The 22,435-nt window shown below is 69.2% G+C and carries 23 protein-coding genes; 3 read left to right on the plus strand and 20 right to left on the minus strand.

Annotation, left to right across the window (positions count from 1 at the left end; genetic code table 11):
• The first annotated feature begins 35 nt into the window (after window positions 1–35).
• A complete protein-coding gene (locus tag ACXPWS_RS17080) occupies window positions 36–464 on the plus strand; it encodes a F420-dependent biliverdin reductase (RefSeq protein WP_458707804.1) in 429 nt (142 codons plus the stop codon).
• A gap of 46 nt (window positions 465–510) precedes the next feature.
• Here the strand turns inward: ACXPWS_RS17080 and ACXPWS_RS17085 are convergent, their stop codons facing one another.
• Both ACXPWS_RS17085 and ACXPWS_RS17090 read right to left on the minus strand, forming a co-directional pair.
• Complete coding sequence (locus ACXPWS_RS17085) at window positions 511–1,647, minus strand: M24 family metallopeptidase (protein ID WP_458707805.1); 1,137 nt, start codon at window positions 1,645–1,647, stop codon at window positions 511–513.
• 10 nt (window positions 1,648–1,657) lie between these two features.
• Window positions 1,658–2,053, minus strand: a complete 396-nt coding sequence (locus ACXPWS_RS17090) for a VOC family protein (protein WP_458707806.1) — start codon at window positions 2,051–2,053, stop codon at window positions 1,658–1,660.
• Window positions 2,054–2,074: 21 nt separating this feature from the next.
• Between ACXPWS_RS17090 and ACXPWS_RS17095 the strand changes: the two genes are divergently transcribed.
• Complete coding sequence (locus ACXPWS_RS17095) at window positions 2,075–3,040, plus strand: 5'-3' exonuclease (RefSeq protein ID WP_458707807.1); 966 nt, start codon at window positions 2,075–2,077, stop codon at window positions 3,038–3,040.
• A 71-nt stretch (window positions 3,041–3,111) separates the two neighbouring features.
• Here ACXPWS_RS17095 and ACXPWS_RS17100 read toward each other — a convergent pair whose 3' ends face one another.
• From ACXPWS_RS17100 to ACXPWS_RS17155, 12 genes are all read right to left on the minus strand, one after another.
• On the minus strand, window positions 3,112–3,879 hold the full coding sequence (locus ACXPWS_RS17100; RefSeq protein WP_458707808.1) for a DUF4333 domain-containing protein: 768 nt from the start codon (window positions 3,877–3,879) through the stop codon (window positions 3,112–3,114).
• 99 nt (window positions 3,880–3,978) lie between these two features.
• Window positions 3,979–6,720, minus strand: a complete 2,742-nt coding sequence (locus ACXPWS_RS17105; RefSeq protein ID WP_458707809.1) for a DEAD/DEAH box helicase — start codon at window positions 6,718–6,720, stop codon at window positions 3,979–3,981.
• Complete coding sequence (tatC, locus tag ACXPWS_RS17110) at window positions 6,704–7,672, minus strand: twin-arginine translocase subunit TatC (protein ID WP_458707810.1); 969 nt, start codon at window positions 7,670–7,672, stop codon at window positions 6,704–6,706. The genes ACXPWS_RS17105 and tatC overlap by 17 nt, the downstream gene beginning before the upstream one ends.
• A gap of 58 nt (window positions 7,673–7,730) precedes the next feature.
• On the minus strand, window positions 7,731–7,973 hold the full coding sequence (tatA, locus tag ACXPWS_RS17115; protein ID WP_458707811.1) for a Sec-independent protein translocase subunit TatA: 243 nt from the start codon (window positions 7,971–7,973) through the stop codon (window positions 7,731–7,733).
• Window positions 7,974–8,003: 30 nt separating this feature from the next.
• Window positions 8,004–8,957 carry a helix-turn-helix transcriptional regulator gene (locus ACXPWS_RS17120; RefSeq protein ID WP_458707812.1) on the minus strand — a complete coding sequence of 318 codons (954 nt, stop codon included), beginning with the start codon at window positions 8,955–8,957 and terminating at the stop codon, window positions 8,004–8,006.
• Window positions 8,954–9,940, minus strand: a complete 987-nt coding sequence (locus ACXPWS_RS17125; protein WP_458707813.1) for a helix-turn-helix transcriptional regulator — start codon at window positions 9,938–9,940, stop codon at window positions 8,954–8,956. The genes ACXPWS_RS17120 and ACXPWS_RS17125 overlap by 4 nt, the downstream gene beginning before the upstream one ends.
• 65 nt (window positions 9,941–10,005) lie before the next feature.
• Window positions 10,006–10,233 (minus strand): deoxyribodipyrimidine photolyase, encoded by a 228-nt coding sequence (locus ACXPWS_RS17130; RefSeq protein ID WP_458707814.1) that lies wholly within the window; start codon window positions 10,231–10,233, stop codon window positions 10,006–10,008.
• A 95-nt stretch (window positions 10,234–10,328) separates the two neighbouring features.
• Window positions 10,329–11,687, minus strand: a complete 1,359-nt coding sequence (gene pafA / locus ACXPWS_RS17135; RefSeq protein ID WP_458707815.1) for a Pup--protein ligase — start codon at window positions 11,685–11,687, stop codon at window positions 10,329–10,331.
• A gap of 371 nt (window positions 11,688–12,058) precedes the next feature.
• On the minus strand, window positions 12,059–12,655 hold the full coding sequence (locus ACXPWS_RS17140; RefSeq protein WP_458707816.1) for an FHA domain-containing protein: 597 nt from the start codon (window positions 12,653–12,655) through the stop codon (window positions 12,059–12,061).
• A complete protein-coding gene (locus tag ACXPWS_RS17145) occupies window positions 12,655–13,950 on the minus strand; it encodes a vWA domain-containing protein (RefSeq protein ID WP_458707817.1) in 1,296 nt (431 codons plus the stop codon). The genes ACXPWS_RS17140 and ACXPWS_RS17145 overlap by 1 nt, the downstream gene beginning before the upstream one ends.
• Entirely contained in the window at window positions 13,947–14,939 is a 993-nt protein-coding gene (locus ACXPWS_RS17150; RefSeq protein WP_458707818.1) for a protein phosphatase 2C domain-containing protein, read from the minus strand. The genes ACXPWS_RS17145 and ACXPWS_RS17150 overlap by 4 nt, the downstream gene beginning before the upstream one ends.
• Window positions 14,936–16,915 carry a serine/threonine-protein kinase gene (locus ACXPWS_RS17155; RefSeq protein ID WP_458713569.1) on the minus strand — a complete coding sequence of 660 codons (1,980 nt, stop codon included), beginning with the start codon at window positions 16,913–16,915 and terminating at the stop codon, window positions 14,936–14,938. Before ACXPWS_RS17155 ends, ACXPWS_RS17150 begins: the two co-directional genes overlap by 4 nt.
• Here ACXPWS_RS17155 and ACXPWS_RS17160 point away from each other — a divergent pair.
• Window positions 16,914–17,159 (plus strand): hypothetical protein, encoded by a 246-nt coding sequence (locus ACXPWS_RS17160; protein ID WP_458707819.1) that lies wholly within the window; start codon window positions 16,914–16,916, stop codon window positions 17,157–17,159. The two genes, ACXPWS_RS17155 and ACXPWS_RS17160, sit on opposite strands and share 2 nt — an antisense overlap.
• Window positions 17,160–17,199: 40 nt before the next feature.
• On the opposite strand, the gene ACXPWS_RS17165 is transcribed toward ACXPWS_RS17160, so the two are convergent.
• The 6 genes from ACXPWS_RS17165 to ACXPWS_RS17190 form a co-directional block, all read right to left on the minus strand.
• The gene (locus ACXPWS_RS17165; protein ID WP_458707820.1) at window positions 17,200–18,345 is read right to left on the minus strand and encodes a hypothetical protein; all 1,146 of its coding nucleotides are present in this window, start codon (window positions 18,343–18,345) and stop codon (window positions 17,200–17,202) included.
• A gap of 1 nt (window position 18,346) precedes the next feature.
• Entirely contained in the window at window positions 18,347–19,294 is a 948-nt protein-coding gene (locus tag ACXPWS_RS17170; RefSeq protein WP_458713570.1) for a glutamate ABC transporter substrate-binding protein, read from the minus strand.
• An 8-nt stretch (window positions 19,295–19,302) separates the two neighbouring features.
• Entirely contained in the window at window positions 19,303–20,556 is a 1,254-nt protein-coding gene (locus tag ACXPWS_RS17175) for a hypothetical protein (protein ID WP_458707821.1), read from the minus strand.
• Window positions 20,557–20,662: 106 nt separating this feature from the next.
• Window positions 20,663–21,373 (minus strand): proteasome subunit alpha, encoded by a 711-nt coding sequence (gene prcA / locus ACXPWS_RS17180; protein ID WP_458707822.1) that lies wholly within the window; start codon window positions 21,371–21,373, stop codon window positions 20,663–20,665.
• A complete protein-coding gene (prcB, locus tag ACXPWS_RS17185; RefSeq protein ID WP_458707823.1) occupies window positions 21,373–22,227 on the minus strand; it encodes a proteasome subunit beta in 855 nt (284 codons plus the stop codon). The genes prcA and prcB overlap by 1 nt, the downstream gene beginning before the upstream one ends.
• Entirely contained in the window at window positions 22,224–22,418 is a 195-nt protein-coding gene (locus ACXPWS_RS17190; protein WP_458707824.1) for a ubiquitin-like protein Pup, read from the minus strand. Before ACXPWS_RS17190 ends, prcB begins: the two co-directional genes overlap by 4 nt.
• Window positions 22,419–22,435 lie beyond the last annotated feature (17 nt).

A 22,435-nucleotide genomic window follows, 5' to 3' on the forward strand; every position in this document is an offset into this window, starting at 1 on the left:
GGCAGCGATTATGTCCTGCGCTAGCGTGGACCCCGATGGCTACATCGGGTCGCAAGGCGACCACCCGGCTGACCAACGACGCAATGGCGTTCCTCACGGAACGGCATCTGGCCATGCTGACCACCCTGCGCGGCGACAATTCGCCGCACGTGGTGGCCGTCGGCTTCACCTTCGACCCCAAGACGCATATCGCGCGCGTCATCACCACCGGCGGTTCACAGAAGGCCGTGAACGCCGGCGAGCGGGGTGTCGCGGTGCTCAGCCAGGTCGACGGCGCGCGCTGGCTCTCGCTGGAAGGTGCGGCCACCGTCAGCGCCGACCCCGACGATGTGCGCGACGCCGAGCTGCGGTACGCCCAGCGCTACCGGACCCCGCGGGTGAATCCGCGCCGGGTGGTCATCGAGGTACGCGTGCAGCGGGTGCTCGGTTCCTCCGGGCTGTTGGACCGCGGCGAGACCGCCTAGACCTTCGGCCAGTATCGGCGGCCGGCTTCTCGACGGGCGTGTCGGGTCAGGCCGGCACCACCACGAGTCCATGCGGGCGGTTGTTGACCGACTCGGCCCCGTCCGCGGTGACGATCACGATGTCCTCGATGCGGGCGCCCCACTGGCCCGGGAAATAGATGCCCGGCTCCACCGAGAACGCCATCCCCGGCTCCAGGGTCAGGTCATTGCCCGCGACGATATAGGGCTCCTCGTGTACCGACAGGCCGATCCCGTGCCCTGTGCGGTGCACGAACACCTCGGCCAGACCCTGCGCGGCCAGCACGTCGCGGGCCACCGCGTCGACCGCCCCGGCGCTCATCCCGGGCCGGATCGCGGCCACCGCCTCGGCCTGCGCCCGCTCCAGCACCGCGTACCGCCGGGCGACCTCGGGATCCGGTTCCCCGATGCTGTAGGTGCGGGTGGAGTCCGAGTTGTAGCCCGGCTCGTACGGCCCGCCGATATCCACCACGACGATGTCCCCGGCCCGCAGTTCCCGGTCGGAGCATTCGTGGTGCGGGTCGGCGCCGTTGGGCCCGGAACCGACGATGATGAAGGCCACCTCCGAATGCCCTTCGGCGACAATGGCTTCTGCGATATCGGCGGCGACGTCGGCTTCGGTACGTCCGGGCACCAGGAACTCCGGCACCCGGGCGTGGACCCGGTCGATGGCCGCACCCGCTTTGCGCAGGGCGTCGATCTCGGCGGGGTCCTTGATCATCCGCAGCCTGCGCAGCACGTCGGTGGCCAGCACCGGCACCGCACCCAGGACGTCGGCCAGCGGAAGCAGGTGCAGGGCCGTCATCGAATCGGTGACGGCCACCGTCACCGGTGCCGTGCCCGATCCCCGCAGTGCCTGCGCGACCAGCTGGTACGGATTCTCACCGTCCACCCAATCCCGGACCGCCGCACCGATTTCGGTCACCGCGGATTCCTTCAGCGCGGCCAGCTCCAGGCGTGGCACCACCACCGTCGGCGCCGATCCGTCCGCGGGCACCACCAGGGCGGTGAGCCGTTCGAAGGTCTGCGCCCGTGACCCCACCAGGTAGCGCAGGTCGTACCCCGGCGTGATGACCAGACCGGCCAGCCCCGCCTCGGCGGCGCCGGTGGCGGCAGTCCGCAGGCGTCGCGCGTACACGTCGGTGCTGAATCGGCTGGTCTGCATGGGACCGAGATTAACCGTGCCCCCGGTAGGTGGCGACCTCGACCAGGTTGCCTTCGGGGTCCCGGCAATAGTGCGAAGTCATCGGGCCCAGCGCTCCGGTCTTGGTGACCGGTCCCTCGGTGACCTCGACCCCGCACGCCCGCAGATGCGCGCCGATCGCAGCCGCCTCGGCGTCGACGATGAAGCAAAGGTCCTGCGAGCCCGGCACATCGGCGGCCGCGGTCACCCAGTTCGGCGCCCCGGTGGGGCGCACATTGAGCTTCTGCCCGCCGAAGGTCAGCGCGGTCCGGCCGGCACCGAACTCCTCGCGGCGCATGCCCAGCACCCGCACGTACCAGTCGACGGTGGCTTCGGTGTCGCGGCAGTTCAACACGATGTGGTCGATGCGATCGACGGCGAAAGTCATACCTCACGCTACTGTCGGGCCATGCTGCGCGACGACGGTAACGGCCCGGTTCTGCTGCTCGACGGAGCCAGCATGTGGTTCCGGTCGTACTTCGGGGTGCCGTCCTCGATCACCGCTCCCGACGGCAGGCCGGTCAACGCCCTGCGCGGCTTTCTGGACAACATCGCCGCCCTGGTCACCGCCCACCGGCCGGGCCGACTGGTGGTGTGCCGCGACGACGACTGGCGACCGCAATGGCGGGTGGATCTCATCCCGTCCTACAAGGCGCACCGGGTGGCGGTCGAGGAGCCGGTGGGTGAGCCCGACATCGAGGAAGTCCCCGACGACCTCACCCCCCAGGTCGACATGATCATGGCGATGCTGGACGCGTTCGGCATCGCCACCGCCGGTGCGACCGGTTTCGAAGCCGATGACGTGCTGGGCACCCTGGCCACCCGGGAACGGCGCGACCCGGTGATCGTGGTCAGCGGCGACCGCGACCTTCTGCAACTCGTCGGTGACGACCCGGTGCCGGTGCGGGTGTTCTACATCGGCCGCGGTCTGGCGAAGGCGACCCTGTTCGGTCCGGCCGAGGTGGCCGACAGCTATGGAGTGCCGATCGATCGGGCCGGGCCTGCGTACGCCGAACTCGCCCTGCTGCGCGGTGACGCCTCCGACGGGCTGCCGGGGGTGGCGGGCATTGGCGAGAAGACCGCGGCCACACTGCTGGGCCAGTACGGCTCGCTGGCCGAGATCGTGGCCGCCGCGGCGGACCCGTCGTCGAAACTGCCGGGCGCCCAGCGCAAGAAACTGCTCGCGGCGGCGGACTACATCATCGCGGCGGAGCCGGTGGTGCGGGTGGCCACCGATGCGGACGTCAGGATGTCCACCCCGACCGACGCGTTGCCGCTGGCCGCGGCCGACCCCGCCCGGGTGGCCGAACTGGCCGGGGAGTTCGGGGTGACGTCGTCGATCGCCAGGCTGCAGAAGGCCCTGGACTTGCTCTAGGCGACCAGACGCGGACTGCCGCATACCCGGGGCGGGAATGCGGCAGTCTGCGTCTGCTGGCGGGGTACTCGCTACTTGGGTCGACCGACCTCGTAGGTGCCCTTGTCGTCCTGGAAGGTCACGGTGACCTGACGCTTGGTGCCGTCGATGCTGACGACACAGTTGAAGCTGTCGCCCTTCTTCACCGTCGGGCTGTTGCCGTCATTGCAGGTGACGTCCTTGACATTCTTGGCGCCGTAGCCGTTGGCCTCGTCGGTGAGGATCTGCTGGACACCGGTCTGCGCCGCGCTCACATCGAGCTTGGTGGTGACGAACCAGCCCGGCTTCCAGAAGCCCAGGACCAGGACCACGGCGACGATGATGGCAGCGAGCAAGCCGACGACGCCGCCGATGACGGCCAGCGATTTCTTCGAACCCGCCTCGGCCGGGACCGGCGCGCCGTACGGCGAGAACTGCTGATTGTTCGGGTCGTACTGTCCGGGATGCTGTCCGTACTGCTGCGGCTGCCCGTACTGCTGGGCCGACGGGTCGTACTGCTGCGGTTGCCCGTACTGCTGCGGGTAGCCCTGCGGGGCGTACGCCGCGGGCTGACCGTACTGGTCGGGCTGGGGCGGGTACTGCTGCGGGTTGTACTGCGGTGGTACCGGCTGCTGATACTGCGGGTACTGCGGCGCCTGGTAGGCCGGCGGCTGCCAGGCCGGTGCCTCGGTGGTGGGTTGTTGCTCGGGCGTGGACGGCGGCTGCCAAGCATGCTGCTCGCTCGGCGGCTGCGCTCCGCCGGACTGCGGCGGCTGACCCGGCCACGCCTGCGTCGGGTCAGATCCCTGCGGTCCGCTCATTGTTCTCCTTGGTTGAGGTCCGTTGGCAACAGAGTACCGTTCCGGGTCGGTGAGCAGGCGGAACCGGCAGAGAGCGCGGCCGCCCGATCTGCCCTGACGTCACGCCGAATCCACCGCAACGACGCCGCGCCTGATATCACCGATGGCGCGTTTGGCGACGGTGCGCAGTGCCGCATCCGGCGCCGCGTTGCGCACCTGGTCCAGCAGGTCGAGCACCTGGCGGCACCACCGCACGAAATCGCCCGCCGACAATGGCGATCCGTTGCCGTTCACGTCGGAGGCCATCAGCGCGGCGGCCAGATCGCCGGTGGTGGCCCAGCGGTGGATCGCGGCGACGAATCCTTCGTCGGTTTCCCGGCTGGGCGCGATCCGGTGCCGGGTCTCGTCGGCGCGCAGGGTCGAGGAGATGCGACGGGTGGCGGTCAGGGCTCGGCGCAGCGCGGCCGTCGGCACGGCGAACCCTTGCGGTGTCGGGCCGTCACCCCTGGTCTCGAATTGCACCGCCGAGAGCACGCCGGCCAGTTCGGCGGCATCCAGCCCGGCCCACGTCCCGCTGCGCAGGCATTCGGCCACCAGCAGGTCGCTCTCGCTGTAGATCCGGGCCAGCAGCCGGCCGTCGTCGGTGACGGTGGTCTGCTCGTCGCGGCCTTTGATGAAACCGCGTTCGGTGAGCAGCACCAGGATCCGGTCGAAGGTGCGCGCCAGCGAGTTCGTCGCGGCAGAGACCTTCTGTTGCAGCTGCGCGTTCTCCCGTTCGATGCGCAGGTAGCGCTCGGCCACCCGGACCCGGTCCTCCCGATCGGAGGCCGAGTGCACGGGGTGGCGGCGCAGTTCGTCGCGCAACCCGGCCAATTCGGGATCGACATCGCGTTCCCCCGGCGGTGTCCGCCGGCCGGAGGGCACCCGCAGGTTCGCGGCGGCCGAACGCAGCGCCGACGCGAGATCCCGGCGCACCCGGGGCTGGCGGTGTTCGACGCGTTTGGGCAGGCTCATCGAGCCCAGCGGCTCGGAGGCACCCGAGTAGTCGGATGACGAAATGCGGCCGGCCCAGCGGTGTTCGGTGAGAATCAGCGGCCGCGGGTCATCGCTGTCCTGGGCCGGCTCCAGGACGACGGCCAGGCCGCCGCGCCGACCCTGGCTGATGGTGATGATGTCCCCGCGGCGCAGGTCGGCCAGCGCCTCGTCGGCGGCCCTGCGGCGCTGCAGCCGAGATGCTCGGGTCTGGGCGCGTTCCCTGGCCGAGATGTCCGCCCGCAACCGGGCATATTCCAGAATGGGCGCGTCCGGTCCACCGAGCTCCTTGGCGATCTCGCCGAGCATCTTCTCCCCGCGGCTGATCCCGCGCACCAGCCCGACCACCGAGCGGTCGGCCTGGAACTGCGCGAAGGACCGTTCTAGCAGCTTGCGGGCCTGGGCCGGGCCGAGCTGACCGACCAGGTTGATGGTCATGTTGTAGGACGGTGCGAACGAACTCTTGAGCGGGAAGGTGCGGGTGGAGGCCAGCCCGGCCACCTCGGCGGGTTCGGCCGAGCTGTCCCGGGGGTCCCACAACACCACCGCATGCCCCTCGACATCGATGCCGCGTCGCCCGGCCCGGCCGGTCAGTTGGGTGTACTCCCCCGGCGTCAGCGGCGCGTGCTGCTCGCCGTTGAACTTGACCAGTCGTTCCAGCACGACGGTGCGGGCCGGCATGTTGATGCCCAATGCCAGTGTCTCCGTGGCGAACACCGCCTTGACCAGGCCGGCGGTGAACAATTCCTCGACGGTGTGCCGGAACACCGGGAGCATGCCGGCATGATGGGCGGCCAGGCCGCGAAGCAGCCCCTCGCGCCACTCGTGGTAGCCGAGCACCACCAGATCGGCCTCGGCCAGATCAGCACACCGGCGGTCGATGACCTCGGCGATGCGGTCCCGCTGCTCGTCGTCGGTGAGCCGAAGCGATGAGCGCAGGCACTGCTTCACCGCGGCATCGCAACCTGCCCGGGAGAACACGAAAGTGATTGCCGGCAAAAGGCCTTCGGCGTCCAGCGTGCTGATCACCTCGGGACGGGTCGGCGGCCGGCTGAGACTGGACCGGCTCTGTGGCCGTCCTCTGCCGCCGCCCGACCGGTGCTCCCGCCCGCGGGGCTGCCAGTCGGTCAGCCGGTCCGCTTCGCGGCGGTGCGCGATATGCCGCAGCAGTTCCGGAGCCACGAGGGTGTGGTTGGTGCCCTCGAACAGATCGAACAGACGCTTGCCGACCATCATGTGCTGCGACAACGGGACCGGCCGGTGCTCGTCGACCACCACGGTGGTGTCGCCCCGCACCGTCTGGATCCAGCCGCCGAACTCCTCGGCATTGCTGACCGTCGCCGACAGGCTGACCAGCCGGACCTCCTCCGGCAGGTGCAGGATCACCTCCTCCCACACCGCGCCGCGCATCCGGTCGGCCAGGAAGTGCACCTCGTCCATCACCACGTGGGAAAGACCGTGCAGCGCCGAAGAATTCGCGTACAACATGTTGCGCAGCACCTCGGTGGTCATCACCACCACCGGCGCGTCGCCGTTGATCGACTGGTCCCCGGTGAGCAGTCCGATCTTCTCCGGCCCGTACCGGTGCACCAGGTCGGCGTGTTTCTGGTTGCTCAGCGCCTTGATCGGCGTCGTGTAGAAGCATTTGTGACCGGAGGCCAGCGCGAGATGCACGGCGAACTCACCGACCACCGTCTTGCCCGCGCCGGTCGGTGCGCACACCAGCACACCGTGCCCCGCCTCCAGGGCGGTGCAGGCCTTGATCTGAAAACCGTCGAGTGGGAACGGCAACTGTGCGGCGAACGCACTCAGCTCAGGTGGCGTCGTCATCGACCGGTGAGGGTGAGCGAAGCGACGGGGTATCTGAGGTTCCCGACGACACCGCGGCCGGCGGCTCGATCGGTTCGGTGGCACCGATGGGGGCCGCCTCGTCGTCGGGGACGTCCTCGAGGGCACTGCGCCGGGCTTTGCGGATGTCGTGCAGGCGCGATATCTGGATGGAGAACTCCAGCAGCAGCGTCAGCGCGCAGGACAGCGCCAGCATCGAGAACGGGTCCGACCCCGGCGTCGCGAACGCGGCGAAGACGAACAGGCCGAAGATCAGCCCGCGCCGCCACGCCTTGAGCCGTGCATACGTGAGCACCCCGATCAGGTTCAGCATGATGATCAGCAGCGGGAATTCGAAGCTGATGCCGAACACCAGCAGCAGGTTGATCAGGAAGCTGAAGTACTGGTCGCCCGACAGGGCGGTCACCTGGACGTCGCTGCCGACCGTGAGCAGGAAGCTCAGCGCCTTGGCCAGCACCACGTAGGCCAGCACCGCGCCGGTGATGAACAGGGTCGCGCCGAACCCCGCGAACAGCATCGCGAAGCGGCGTTCCTTCCGGTACAGGCCCGGGGTGATGAACGCCCACACCTGGTACAGCCACACCGGGCAGGCCAGCACGACACCGGCGGTCAGCGCGACCTTGAGCCGCAGCATGAACTGATCGAAGGGTGCCGTCGCCAGCAGCCGGCAGGCGCCGTCCGCGGAGATCGAGGCCCGCGCCGACGGTGGCAGCGCGCAGTACGGTCCGCGCAACCACTCGCCCAGGCTGTGAAAACCGAAGAAGCCGTTGGTGTACCAGAAGAAGCCCAGGGTGGTGGTGAGCACGACGGCGAGCATCGCGATCAGCAGCCGGTTGCGCAGTTCGGCCAGGTGGTCGACGAGCGACATGGTGCCGTCGGGATTGACTCGGGCGCGGCGTCGCCGCGGGTCGAGCTTCTTGAAGATTCCGGGCATGTGTCTGGACGCGCCCTAACGCCGCGGCATCACGCCGCGGCGAACGGGCTCGGTGATGTCAGGCCGGCCGTTTGTCGGAGGTCTGCTCGGGCGCGGGGGTGTCGACGCGCTCCGACGTGATCGGCTTGGCCGCTTCGGCGGAGTCGCCATGCGACTCGGCCTGCATTTCCTTGATCTCCGACTTGAAGATCCGCATCGACTTGCCCAGCGAACGCGCCGCGTCCGGCAGCTTCTTGGCGCCGAACAGCAGGACGAACACCGCGATGACGATCAACCAATGCCAGGGTTGAAGACCGCCCATTCAGTCACCTCCGAAAGATTGAGCCCGAGTCTACCCGTCTTCGTAGGCGCGCAGGGCGGCCGTCGCCGACTCGCGCACCCGCGCCGCCAGAGCCGCCGGTTCCAGCACCCGGACCGCCGCACCGAAGCCCAGCACGAACCGGGCCATCCAGGCCTCGGAGGCGTAGGTCATCGCGGCCTCGAACGCCCCGCCGGGCAGTTCGCGCAGCACCCGCAACGGGTAGTAGTCGAACATCCAGGACGCCGAGCGGTCGATCAGCAGCGTCGCCGCGGGCAGGGCCGGGTCGGCGTCGAACAGCGACGTGTCGGGTTCGGCCGCCACGGCGGGCTCGGGTGGGGTGGATGGTTCGTCGAGGACTTCGGCGCTGACGATCCGGTCGAACCGGAACAGCCGCACCCCTTCGGCGGCCCGGCACCAGGCCTCCAGATAGCTGTTGTCGCCGACCAGGACGACCCGGATGGGGTCGACGACGCGTACCGACACGGCGTCGTGCGACGCGGAGTGGTACTCCAGCGACAGGGCGCGCCCGTCGCGCGTCGCCGAGCGGACCGCCGCGGCCGTGGCGCTCTCGACCGGTGCGGGGTCCGCGTGCTCGTCCGGTCCCGCGAGTTGCGCCCCGGCGGCCGATTCGATCTTGGCGATCGCGCTGCGGGCCGCCTGCGGGTCGACCATGCCGGGCACGTCGAGCAGCGACCGCAGGGCGACCAGCACGCCGGTGGCTTCCGGGGAGGTCAACCGCAACGGTTGGTCGACCCCTGCCGAGAACGTCACCTCGACGGTGTCATCGGTGAAGTCGAAGTCGATGAGGTCACCCGGGCTGTAACCGGGCAGGCCGCACATCCACAGTTGCGCGATGTCGGCGTCGAGTTGTTTACGTGTCACACCGAGCGCGGCCGCGGCCTCCGAGCGGGTGACCTTCGGGTTGGCCTTGAAATACGGGACCATGTTGAGCAGCCGGACCAATCGGTCGGAAACCTGGGTCACGATGGCACCGCCTGCGCCCGCAGCCTGGCCACCACGTCCTCGCGCAGGGCGGCCGGTTCCAGTGCCACCGCGTCGGCGCCGTAGCCGGCGATCTCCCGGGCCAGCCGATCGGACATGCCGATGTCCACGGTGATCACCTCGCCCGCGCGGCCGTCCATCATCTGCGCCCGGGTGCCCGAGGCCTGGCGGCGCAGTGCGGTGGCCCGGCCGTCGGCGATCCAGATCCGGGCCTGCTCCCCCGTCGGAACCTCGGCGACCACTCGAGCCACCACCGCGCGAAGATTCACCCCACCGGGTTTGTGCACCGCACCGGCCGGGCCGACCAGCGCGGGTAAGCCACCGATCCGGGACAGTCGGAAGGTCCGGGTGTCGTCGCGGTCGCGGTCGTGCCCCACCAGATACCAGCGGCCCCGGTGTGTCACCACGCCCCAGGGCTCGACGGTGCGGATCCGGAACGGCTCGCTGCGCGCCGGCCGGTGCTCGAATTGGACCGCATGCCCGGAATCGATGGCGGACAACAGAACTCGCAGCACCTCCTCGGAACCGCGCAGCCCGGGCAGGCTGGCCGTCGAGGTGATCGCCACATCGGCATCGGCGTCGACGTCCACACCGGCGGCCCGCAGTTTGAGCAGGGCGCTCTGGGTGGCCGTGACCAACTCCGGGGACTGCCACAGCTGGGTGGCGACCGCCACGGCGGCGGCTTCGTCGGCGGTCAACTGAACCGGCGGCAACGCGTAGGCCTCCCGGTTGATGCGGTAGCCCTCGACGCCGTCGAGTGCGGACACCCGGCCGGTCTCCAACGGGATGCCCAGATCGCGCAGTTCGTTCTTGTCCCGCTCGAACATCCGGGAGAACGCTTCGTCACTGGGGCTGTCGGCGTAGCCGGCCACTGAGCTGCGGATCTTTTCCGCGGTGAGGTAATTGCGGGTGGCCAGCAGTGCGATGACGAGATTCATCAATCGCTCGACCTTGGACGTAGCCACCGACCGAGCTTAAGCGGTCACGCGGCTCGATCCCGTCACCGCCCGTCCGAGTCGCGGCGCGCGCGTTATTTCTTGCTGGGAATGACGATCACGACGATCAACGTCAGGAGGGAGAAGAACAACCCGAGTATGCCCCAGCCGATTGCGCTGCGCCCCTTGGTGCCTGCGATGACCGCGCAGATGATGGCCGCGATCACGCTGCCGATCAGGACGAAGATCCCCTTGATACCCCGCAGGATGAATCCCGCTGCCATCGGAACGTCAGCACTGGCCAGAATCACTGAGTGCAACATGGCGGGATCCTCTCGGTTGGATTGACCCAACCTATGTACCCGGCGTGGACCAGGCGCTAACACCAGCCGGCCGATTCACAGCGAACCGGCAGGGCTCACATACTCGCGATCAACCGCTTGACCCGCTCGTCGACGGACCGGAACGGGTCTTTGCACAGCACCGTGCGCTGCGCCTGGTCATTGAGCTTGAGGTGCACCCAGTCGACGGTGAAGTCGCGGCCGGCTTCCTGTGCGGCACTGATGAATTCGCCGCGCAGCTTGGCCCTGGTGGTCTGCGGCGGGGTGTTCACCGCGGCCTCGATCTCCTCGTCGGTGGTGATGCGGGTGGCCAGACCCTTGCGCTGGAGCAGGTCGAACACGCCGCGGCCACGCTTGATGTCGTGGTAGGCGAGGTCCAGCTGGGCGATCTTGGGGTCGGACAGCTCCATGTCGTAGCGATCCTGGTAGCGCTGGAACAGCTTGCGCTTGATCACCCAGTCGATCTCGGTGTCCACCTTCGCGAAATCCTGGCTCTCCACCGCGTCGAGTTGGCGGCCCCAGAGGTCGACGACCTGCTCGATCTGCGGGTTGGATTCGCGCGTCTGCAGGTATTCCACGGCTCGGCCGTAATACTCGCGCTGGATATCGAGCGCGCTGGCCTGACGACCGCCGGCCAGTCGCACCGCCCGGCGCCCGGTCAGGTCGTGGCTGACCTCGCGGATGGCCCGGATCGGGTTGTCCAGGGAGAAATCCCGGAAGGCCACACCCGCCTCGATCATCTCCAGCACCAGCGATGCGGTACCCACCTTGAGCATGGTGGTGGTCTCGCTCATGTTCGAGTCGCCGACGATGACGTGCAGGCGACGGTACTTCTCGGCGTCGGCGTGCGGCTCGTCGCGGGTGTTGATGATCGGGCGTGACCGGGTGGTCGCGCTGGAGACACCCTCCCAGATGTGCTCGGCGCGCTGACTGAGGCAGAACGTCGCCGCCTTGGGGGTCTGCAGCACCTTGCCCGCACCGCAGATGAGCTGGCGGGTGACCAGGAAGGGCAGCAGCACATCGGAGATCCGGGAGAACTCCCCCGCGCGCACGATCAGGTAGTTCTCATGGCAGCCGTAGGAGTTACCGGCGGAGTCGGTGTTGTTCTTGAACAGGTAGATGTCACCGCCGATGCCCTCGTCGGTCAGCCGCTGCTCGGCGTCGATCAGCAGATCTTCGAGCACCCGCTCGCCGGCGCGGTCGTGGGTGACCAACTGCGCGAGGTTGTCGCACTCGGCGGTGGCGTACTCGGGGTGTGACCCCACGTCCAGGTACAACCGGGCGCCGTTGCGGAGAAAGACGTTGGAACTGCGGCCCCACGACACCACCCGCCGGAACAGATAGCGGGCGACCTCGTCCGGGCTCAGTCGACGGTGACCATGGAAGGTGCAGGTCACGCCGAATTCGGTCTCGATACCCATGATTCGTCGCTGCACACAGTCGAGCTTACGGGTTGGGTATCGGTATCGGTGGGCAAGCCGGCGCAGATATCGACGTGTCCAGCGGTGTCAGCTCACCCGCAGGCCGTCCAGCACGAAGCCCAGGTGGCGTCGCCACACCGTGTCATCGCCCCCGGAGCCGGCGATGACAGGGCCATCGCCCCGACCAGGGTGGCCAGGTCGGCAGGGCCGAAATCGGCCCGCAGCACGGCGTCCAGCAGGGCCCCGCGGTTGGGAAACTGTTGTACAACGGGCCGATGCTGACGCCCGCCCGGCGGGCATCTCCTCCAGTGGGACGTCGACACCGCGTTCGGCGAACAACTCGGCGGCGGCACGGAGGCCGAGGCAGTGGTGAACGCGCTGAACGGCTAACCCCGCACGACGGTGATCGTCGTCCACGCGCCGATGTGGACGCGGTCACCGTCGGACAGCGGGGTCTCCTGGCCCTCGGGTAACCGGTCGTCGCTGCCGTTGAGGCTGGTGCCGTTGGTGGACCCGATATCGGTGATGGTCAGACCGGCGTTACGCAGGCGCAACACCGCGTGCTGGGTGGACACTCCGCGATCGCTGGGGTGTAGGGCGAGGTCGATCTGCGGATCCACCCCCTTGTCGGGGTTGCGCCGGCCGATCAGCGTGACCTCCTGATCGAGCGCGATGCGGCGTTCCGGGAAGTACTCCGGAAAGTCCACGGTGTCAGGACCTTCCCGGGCCAGCACCCGCTGATGGAACTCGCGATCCGCGGCGACCACGGCGGTCCAGGTCGCAGCCGGTGCGGGCACCTCCGCCGGTGGTGGCAGAGCCGAATCGTGCCCGCACGCTTCACAGAACCGGCCGCTGATGGGCGCCGCACACGCCGGGCACTGCTGCGCCGGGGCCGCAGGGGCAATCGGGTCACCGATGGGCGAGCCGCACACATCGCAGAAGTCGGCGGCCACGGAGGGATGCCCGTCCACGCAGATCGGCATCAGCTCTCCCCCGCATCTTTACGCACCCGGGCGGTCTTGGTGGACCGCGCATCGAGGGCCATCTCGTCCGCCGCGGCCACCTCGCGGCGCAGCGCCACGGTGCCGGTGCGCTGGTCCACCTCGACCACGCCCCGCAACAGTTTCGCCGTCCCGGTGTTACCCGACTCCACCGCGAGATCCATGGCGCGCTGCAACCGTGCGGTGGCCGTCAACAAGTCACCCTCCTTGCGGGCGGTCAACCCCTCTTGCACGGCCTGGGCCAGTTCGGCCTGGCCGGTGTAGTGCGCCACCCGCCGGCTGATCACCGCCGACAGCGCGGTGTCCGCCGTCCACACCGCCTTGACCAAGCCCTGCCCCAAAATATCTTCGCCGGCAACCACACTCACCCGCGCGGCGAGTTTCTCCCGGCCGGCGTCCGCGGGTTCGACCTCCACCTGGATGTGATAATCGCGCTCCTCGGCGCCCCATGATCCCAGTGGATACTCACCGATCTGCGGGCCGGCCGCGACCCTGCGCTCGGTGAGGTCCGCCACGGTGGGCGCCACCTGTTTGACGAAGACGACCCTGGCGCCGGCCGGTGTCCACAACCGCAGGGTCAGCCCGGGAATCGACTTGCTCATCGAGGAACGCATCATCGACGCGAAATCATCGGCCAGATCCCCCGGATCGGCCACGATGTCGACGCTGCCCAGTAATGCCGATGAGATCGCGCGCAGTTCCTCGACGTGCCAATCGGTGCCGACACCTCGGCAGTCACAGGTGAATTCGCCTTCGGCCAAGCCGATCTGCTCACCGAGCGCCTCCGGTGTCTCGTGCTCGTTCTTGCCGTCGGTGAGCAGGATCGCGTGGATGAGGGCGCCGGGATGCTGCACCACCACACCGCGCACGTGGGCCAGCCAGGTGCCCATTGCGGTGCCGCCCTTGGGTCGCAGCGCGTCGACCGCCCGTAGTGCCTCGGCCCTGGTCGCCGCCGACGCCGGGACCGGCCAGCCGTCCACCGGGTAGGCGTAGGTGGCCCGTTCGGTTCCGGCGATGATGGTGAAGTAGGTGCCGTCGACGAGTTCGCCGATGGCGGCCGCGGTGGCGCGCTTGGCCTCGTCGAACTTGCTCGCCGGGGACCGCATCGAGGTGGAGCAGTCGATGATGATGGCCTCGACCCGGTCGGTGGCACCGGTCACCGAGATGTTCTCGGGCACCGTCACGCTGACGATGGCGTCCACCAGTCCGGAACCCTCGGCGATGTAGTGGTTGTGGTCGACGTCCACGGTGATCTGTTGCTGCTCAGCCGAACTCATGGGGTACCTCCGATCGGGATCACCGCGACGGTGATGTTGTCCTGGCCGCCGGACCGCAATGCGTACTCGGTGAGCGCCCGTGCCGCTGACACCGCGTCGGTCCCGGTGCAGAATTCCCGGATGGCGCCGGCGTCGGGCAGGTAGTTCCACAGTCCGTCGCTGCACACCACCAGCGCTCCCGGTCCGGTCACCGTGAGGGTGCGCACACTGTTCTCGGCCCACGGCGTGGGCTCGGAGTCCGCGCCCAGCCAGCGGGTCAGCGTGTGGGCGCCACGCCGCACCGCCTCGGACTGCGGTGCTGCGCCGGCGCTGATCAGTTCCTGGGCCAGGGAGTCGTCGATGGTCAGCTGGTGTGCGACCGCGGGCGGGTCGGGCAGCCAGTAGGACCTGCTGTCCCCGACATTGCCGACGGTGACCTGGGCAGTGTCGACACCCGTCGGGATCACGATGAGCGCGGTGAGTGTGCAGGATCCCGCAATACCGGATCGCGGTTCGGGTTGCGCGGCCGCCCGGGTCGCTTCTGCCAGCCCGGTGTACATGGCGGCGGCGGGATCACGGGAAACCGACAGAGCACCCAGGATGGCGGCCACCCCCGCTTGCGCTGCGGCCGCGGACGCCACTTCGGGGTTGATCGATGACGACACGCCGTCGCACACCACAACGGCGATGGCGTGTGGCCGACCGTCCGCAGCGGCGAGAACGCCCGCAGCGGCGGCGTCTTCGTTGCCGGCGTGCTCGAGACCGCGATCGGTCACCACGGCGATCTCACCCAGCTGCGCCTCGTCGCGATCCGGTTCGGGCCGCAGGTGCCCGCACACCGAGCAATACCCGTCGGCGGCCACCGGGCCGCCGCAGTCGGCGCAGGGACCTCCGCCCCGGCCGGGACGCGGGATCGCGACGGTGGACATGCCGGCCAGCGCCGCACCGCAGCTCTCGCAGAACCGGTCGGCGGTCTGGACGGGTTGCGCGCAGCGCGGGCAGGTGGTCATACCCGCGTCCTGGGCCGGATCGTGTTCGCCTTCTCCACCAACTCTATTCGCTCCCACATATCGTGAGTGGCCTGCGCCAGGTCCCGGTAACAGCGCTCCATCCCGGTTCGTACCCCGGGCATGTCGAACGGATGCCCGAGCAGCTTGGGTGCGGCCGGTGAGTTCCCGGCCGCCAGCCAGTCCAGGGCATTGCCGAGCACCTGCAGGTCGATCAGCGCGCGCTTGGTCGACGACTCCACCGCACATGCCGACGCGCGGTCGCCCGCGTCGACCAGGGTCTGCTCGTCCAGCTTTTCGGCGGTCCGCCCGTCCAGCAGAATCTCGATGGCCGTCGCCCGGGCGGCGGTGAAATATGCCGAGGCCGAAGGGACTTCGTCGAGCGCGCGGATGGCCCCGGCCCGGTCCCCGGCGCGGGCCCGGCGGCGGGCCAGGCCGAAGGCGGCGCTCACGTAGCCGTGATCGGTGCGCCAGACCGTGTCGTAATACCGGGCCGCGGTGCCGTCGAGTGCGCCGCTCAGCTCGGCGACCGCGGCCAGCGCCAGCTTGGGTGCCAGCTCTCCGGGAAGCGTTGCCAGCACGGTGTCGAATTCGGCCACGGCATGGTCGAAGTTGCCCTCCAGCAAGGCGGCCTGGCCGCGGTACCACGACAGCCGCCAATCACCGGGGATGAGCGCTTCCAGCTTGGCCAGGCGCTTGCGTGCGGCCGCGGGCGCACGCATCTCCAGGTTCGCGCGGGCCAGCCGCAGCGGGATCTCGACCGAGGCTGCGCCGCCGCCGGCCAGCGCGAGCGCCTGCTCCAGCTGAGCGGGCGGGGTGCCGCTGGTGGTGGCCAGCACGGCGGCGCCGGGATCGGCCGGATCGACGATGGGTACCGGCAGCGCCGCGATCACCTCCGAGCGGTCGGTCAGGGCGTCCCGGCCGATCCCGAACGCGCCGCGTTGCTGGCTGAAGTTCAGCGACACCCTCGGCGCGGCGCCCTGTCCCTCGGCGGCGGCGATCTCATGCAGTACCCCGGTGAGCTGGTCGGCCAGCTCGGCCATCGACGAGAACCGGCGGTCCGGATCGGTGTCGGTGGCGCGCAGGATCGCCCGGTGCAGCGACTCGTGTTCGGCCAGCACCGGTACGGTGTCGGCGCCGGGCAGGTCGGCGACGAAATGCCCGTTCTGCTGCGGCACGTCCATCACCAGCACGGCCAGCGTGCGGCCCACGGTGTAGACGTCACTGGCCACGGTCGGTCCGGTGTGGGCGATCTCGGGCGCTTGGTAGCCGACGGTGCCGTAGATCGCGCTCTCCTGGTCATCCATGGCGATGACCGCGCCGAGGTCGATGAGCTTGAGCTGCTCATCGGTCTGCATCACGTTGTCGGGCTTGAAGTCGCAATAGGCCAGCCCCTGGCCGTGCAGGAAATCCAGTGCGGGCGCAATCTCGACGATGTAGGCCACCGCCTGGTCCGGTGGCAGCGGCCCGTTGCGGGCCTTGCGGATCTGTTTCAGTGAGGTGCCGCCGACGTATTCCATCACGATGAATCCGACGGGCACTCCGGACGGATCGGGATGCTGGACGAAGTTGTAGATACGCACGATGCTGGGGTGCTCGACCTCGGCCAGCGCCAGGACTTCGGCGGCCGCGGCGGCCATCGCGTCCTTGTCGCCGGAATTCAGCAGGCCCTTGAGCACGACCCAGCGGTTGTGCACATTGCGGTCGATCGCCAGGTAGATCCAGCCCAGCCCGCCGTGCGCCAGGCAGCCCTGCACCTCGTACTGCCCGGCCACCAGATCGCCGCGGGACAGCATCGGCACGAAGGAGTACCGCGCCCCGCAGCCGGTGCAGAAACCCTGCGGCCGGCCCGGAGCGCCGTCGCGCCCCCGCCCGACGGGCTTGTGGCAGTCGGGGTTTCCGCAGAATCGGCTGCCTTCGGGCACCTTCGGGTCGACCATGATGGCCGCCGCGGGATCACCCTTGGGGATCCGGGGCATGGCGACCACACCGGCACCCAACCGGCCACGCGCGCTCGCCGATCGCGATGACCCGGTGCGGGCCGTGCGTGCCGACCGGGTGGAGGTACTTCCCCGGGTCGCGGCGGCGGTGCCGCCCGGCGCTACCGCGGCGGTGCCGCCCGGCGCTACCGCGGCGGTGCCGCCCGGCGCTACCGCGGCGGTCGCCGCCGGTTCCCGAGCTGCCGGGGCGGGCTCGGGGGCGGTGCCGCACGTGTCGCAGTAACCGTCGACGACGGTGCCGGCGCAACCCGGTTCGGCGCAATTCATCTGGCCGCCTCCCGCTTCTGGACGAGCATCTGTTGGTAGTCGGAGATCGCCCGGGTCAGCCGGCGCAGGTCGCAGGGCCGCATGGACAGCAGATCCGCGGCGACCCGGCCGGACGCGAGCAGCTCGCGATCCTCCCCCAGACCCAGCCGGGCGGCCTTGCTCTGATACACCTCGAGCCGCCCGGCCAGTTCGGCGCGGCGGTCCAGCAGACCCTGGGCCATCCGCTCGTCGGAGTCGACGGTGCGCTGTGCCAAGGCGATCCGGTGCCGCAAGGACCGCAATGCACCGGCGTCGGCGGCGCTCAGCGCCGCCAACTCGGCCCGCAATCCCGGCTCGGCATCCGGGTGCACGGGCAGCGGAGCGGACAGCACGTGCCGCTGGGCGCGCTCACGCACCTGGCGCAGGCCGGTCGTCGCGTCGCGGAGCGCGTCCAGCATGGCGATCGTCTCCTGCACCGCCGCAGCCCAGTTCGCGCGCAGGTCGGCCAGATCGGCCCATTCGGTGGCGCAGGCCTCAACGGCGACGGTGATGGCGCGCACCCTGGCGTCGATGATGTCGGCGGTCAGCGACAGTGGATCGGTTGCGGCGATCGCCAGCAGCTCGGCGATACCGTCGGGCTCGGGCGCACCCACAGCCTGCACCCGGTCCCGGACCGGCGCAAGGCGTTCCACGACCAGGGTGTTGACCCGGTCCACCTCGTCGAGGAACTCGGCGACCGCCGGATAGGCCGCACGCATCCGCTCCGCCGTGTCGGCCAGACCGGCGTACTGCACCGACTCGCCCGCACCGGTGAGCGAGCGCTGCGCCAACGGGACGCGTTGGCGCGACACCTCCAGCGGCCGCTCCCGCAGCCAATGGGTGAGCTCCTCGCGATCGGCGTCCGACGGTTTGGACCGGCGGGCCCGGACCGCTCGCGCGGAGTCCAGGATCGAGGTCATCCGGCCCAGCTCCTCCCACAGCAGGGCGACCGAGTCCCGCACCGGCGTCCACCGGCGCGCGGTCGCCCCGGTCGGTGGATACAGCCGCACATGCGCCAACCCCGGATGACTGTCGAGCTCGACCATGGTCGCCGATATCGCGGCGATTTCGGTTGTGCGCATGGCAAGTTCGTTGTCGATCGCCTCGGTGGTCAGTGCGGCCATGTCAATCCTGATACCGCGCCGGGGGTGGTCCGGGTGAGGGCCCCAAGGGCTGCAGGCCGGCCTCGTACATGCGCTGCCAGGTTCCGTCGGCGCGAATCTGCTCGAGCACGGCGTTGACGAACCGGACCAGATCCTCGTTCTCCTTCTTGATCCCGACGCCATACGGTTCGACGCCGAGGCTGGCGCCGACGATCTCGACATTGGGATCCTGCTCGGCCAAGCCGGCCAGCACCACACCATCGGTGCCTATCGCATCGGTCTGACCCTGCTGCAGCATCACCAGACAGTCGGTCCAGGTGGGTGCCCCCAGCACGATCGGCCGGGGATCGAGGCCGTAGAGCTTGGCCAAGGACGTGGTACCCGACACCGCGCACGCCCGCTTACCGGCGAGCGCTGCAGCGGAATCGATTCCGGAACCCTTGCGCACCAGGATGCGTTGGTCGGCGTTGAAGTACACGGTGGAAAACGCGACGTTCTGTTTGCGCGCGCAGTTGATCGAGAACGTGCGCGCCACGACGTCCACCTCGCCGGACTGCAGCACCGATTCCCGTTGGCCGGCTTCCACGACACGGAATTCGACGCGGTTCGGGTCGCCGAAGATGGCGCGGGCGATCTCGCGGGCGATGTCGATGTCGAAGCCCTCGAGCCTGCCGGTGGCCGGGTCACGGAATCCGAACAGGAACTGGTTCTGGTCCACCCCGGCGATGAGTCGGCCGCGGGCCGCGATGGCGGCCATGGTCGAACCCGGGGGCATCGCGCCGGGCGCGGGCTCGCCTCGCGGGCGCAGGCTGGCTTCCTTGTCGCAGTCGTTGCTGCCGGCCGCCGGCGCGGCGTCGACCTGCGTGACACCGGCCGGGCGGGCATCGACCGGCGCGACGCCGACCGACACCGGCTCGCTGACCGTCCCGCACCCGACGGCCAGGCCGATTACCGTCAGCGCCAGCATCATTCGCGGATTCACAGGAACTCCTTGAGGCGCGGCCACAGACCGATGATCGCGGCGGTCGCCGCGACGATCAGCAGGACCAGTGTTCCGGTCGGGCTCCACGCCAGCCGTTGACCGGCACTGGTGACCTCGCCGCGCAGGGTGGCGCGGGTGTTCTCCAGTTCGGCACGCAGGCTGGTGTCCACGATGTCGAACTGCGCCGCCGAGGCCACCGAATCACCGCCGATGGCCTGGGCCACCGCTCCGGGATAGTCACCGGCGGCATAGCGGTCGGTGTGCTTGCGGTGGCTGGCAGTCCATTTCGTGACGCCGTCGACGGTTGCGGCCGGCCCGTCGTGGAGCAGATCCGTCAGCTCGGCGATGTTCTTGTCGAAGGCGGTGTTGCTTGCGTTGATATCGCCGCGCGCGACCAATTGCAGGGTTTCACCGGTCCTGGTCTGCAGGGCCAGGATCCGGGCCTTGGCCAGCGCGGCGAATCTCGCCGTGCCGGCCGATCGGCTCTGTCCGATGTCCACCGCGGCCAGTTGGGTGGCCACCACCAGCCAGCCGGCCGCCGCCAGCACCGCGACGGCCGCGACCACCAGTCCGATGTTGAACACCCGGTTCGTCCGGCGGTACAGGATCACCGACCCGGCCACGATGGCCAACAGTCCCAGCGCCATCAGCACCAGGCCGAGTACCGGCAGCGACCCGACGGCGCGTTGATCGTCGTCGACGGTCGCCGCATCGTTGCGGTAAATGCGCTCGGCGGCCGGCAGCAGGCCGGTCTGCATCAATGACGACGCCTCACGCAGATAACCGGAACCGACCGGGAACCCCTGCCGATCGTTGGCGCGTGCCGCCTCGACCAACCCGGTATAGGCCGACAACTGCGCGGAGATCTCGGCCATCGATTTCCTGGTGTCGGCGTCGGTGACTCCGGCGGTCGCGTCGGCCAGCGCCGACGAGGCGTCGGCCAGCGCCTGCTGGTAGCGCTTGCGCATCGGACCGGTGTCGATCTCGCTGGACAAAAAGGCCGACACCGCGGCCGCATCGGCCGCCGACAGCGCCGCGTAGAGGTTGTGCGCCGCGTAGGCCAGCGGCTCGGAGCGTTCCAGGATCGCGTTGCGCTCGGCGATCCGGCCGTCGAGCTGAGCCGCCGAGATCGCCGCGGCTACCAGTGCTCCGACGACCACCACGATCACGATGAGGCTGACGGCGCCGGGCGTGGTGCGGGCGAACCGCCGCACCCACGACGCCGATGCCTGCGTACGTGTGGTGCTCATCGGTGCGGGTCCCCTTTTCGAGGTCACTACGACCCTGCGGGGTCGAAAGTGATTATCACCGCGAAACCGGCCGCTCGCAGGCGATATGGCCGGTGTGGGTGACCCGCTATTCCGAAGTGCTTGCCGACGGAAGCAACGCCTCCAGCGCTGTGCCGGTGATCCGCCGGAACGCGCGGCGCGGACGTTTGGCGTCCAGCACTGCCACCTCCAGGGTCGACGGGTCGAGCACGCGTTGCTCGTCGCCGCCGGCGTGCAGTGCCTCGACGGCGATCGTCACGGCATCGGCCAAAGCGGCGTTCTCGGTGAAGGACTCGTTGAGCGCGGTCGAGATCGGCTCGGTGGTGCCACCCATCACCACGAAATGCGGCTCATCGGCGATGGACCCGTCGTAGGTGATCCGGTACAGCTCGGGGGCTTTGCGCTCGCCGAAGTGCTCGACCTCGGCCACACAGAGTTCCACCTCATACGGTTTGGCCTGCTCGGTGAAGATGGCGCCCAGCGTCTGGGCGTACACATTGGCCAGCTGCCGGCCCGTCACGTCGCGGCGGTCGTAGGCGTAACCGCGGGTGTCGGCGAACTGGATACCGCCCACCCGCAGCTTGTCGAATTCGTTGAACCGGCCCACCGCGGCGAACCCGACCCGGTCATAGAGCTCGCTGACCTTCTGCAACGAGCGCGAAGGATTCTCGGCGACGAACAGCACACCACCGTCATAGGTCAGCACCACCACGCTGCGGCCCCGCGAAATGCCTTTGCGCGCAAGCTCGGAGCGCTCGCGCATGGCCTGCTCGGGCGAGATGAAATACGGGAAGCTCATCAGCCCACACCACCTTCACGGGTCCGCGCGGCGATGACCTCGCGCGCCAGGCCGGCGATACGTTCCTCGCTGACTTCCTCGGCACCCTCGGCGCGCAGCACCACCGCGGTCGGGTAGATACCCCGGGCCAGATCGGGACCGCCGGTGGCCGAATCATCGTCGGCGGCGTCATAGAGCGCCTCGATGGCCACCTTGAGGGCCGAATCCGCATCCGTCACATGGGGATAGAGCTTCTTGACCGAAGACTTGGCAAACAGCGATCCGGAGCCCACCGACTGGTAGCCCTCCTGCTCGAGGTTCCAGCCGCCGGCCGCGTCGAAGGACACGATGCGGCCCGCGTTCACCGGATCGGGGTCGTCGACGTCGTAGCCGACGAGCAGCGGCAGCGCGACGAAACCCTGGAGTGCCGCACCGAGATTGCCGCGCACCATGGTGGCCAACCGGTTCACCTTGCCCCGGAAGGTCAGCGGCACGCCCTCGACCTTCTCGTAGTGCTCCAGCTCCACCGCGTAGAGCCTGGCGAACTCGACGGCGATGGCCGCCGTTCCGGCGATACCGGTGGCGGTGAACTCGTCGGCGATGTGCACCTTCTGCACGTCGCGGCTGGCGATCATGTTGCCCTGGGTGGCGCGCCGGTCGCCGGCGATCAAGACGCCGCCGGGGAATTTCAGCGCCACGATGGTGGTGCCGTGCGGCAGGTCCGCCCCGCCGTTGATCACGCGGTCACCGGCACCCGCCGTCGGCAGCAGGTGCGGAGCCTGGTGGCTCAGGAACTCGCTGAACGACGACAGGTTGAAATGAGGTGAAGTGAGATCCAGACGGTCGGTGAAGGATTTGTCGAACCGGGCCGTCACTGGCCGCCCTTTTGGACATACGCACGCACGAAGTCCTCAGCGTTCTCTTCCAGTACGTCATCGATCTCGTCGAGGAGGTCGTCGGTCTCCTCGGTCAGCTTCTCGCGACGCTCTTGGCCGGCGGCCGTCGTACCGGTGAGCTCTTCATCCTCACCGCCACCACCGCCACGCTTGGTCTGTTCCTGAGCCATCGCCGCCTCCTGATTGC

The sequence above is a fragment of the Mycobacterium sp. BMJ-28 genome, assembly GCF_054404835.1.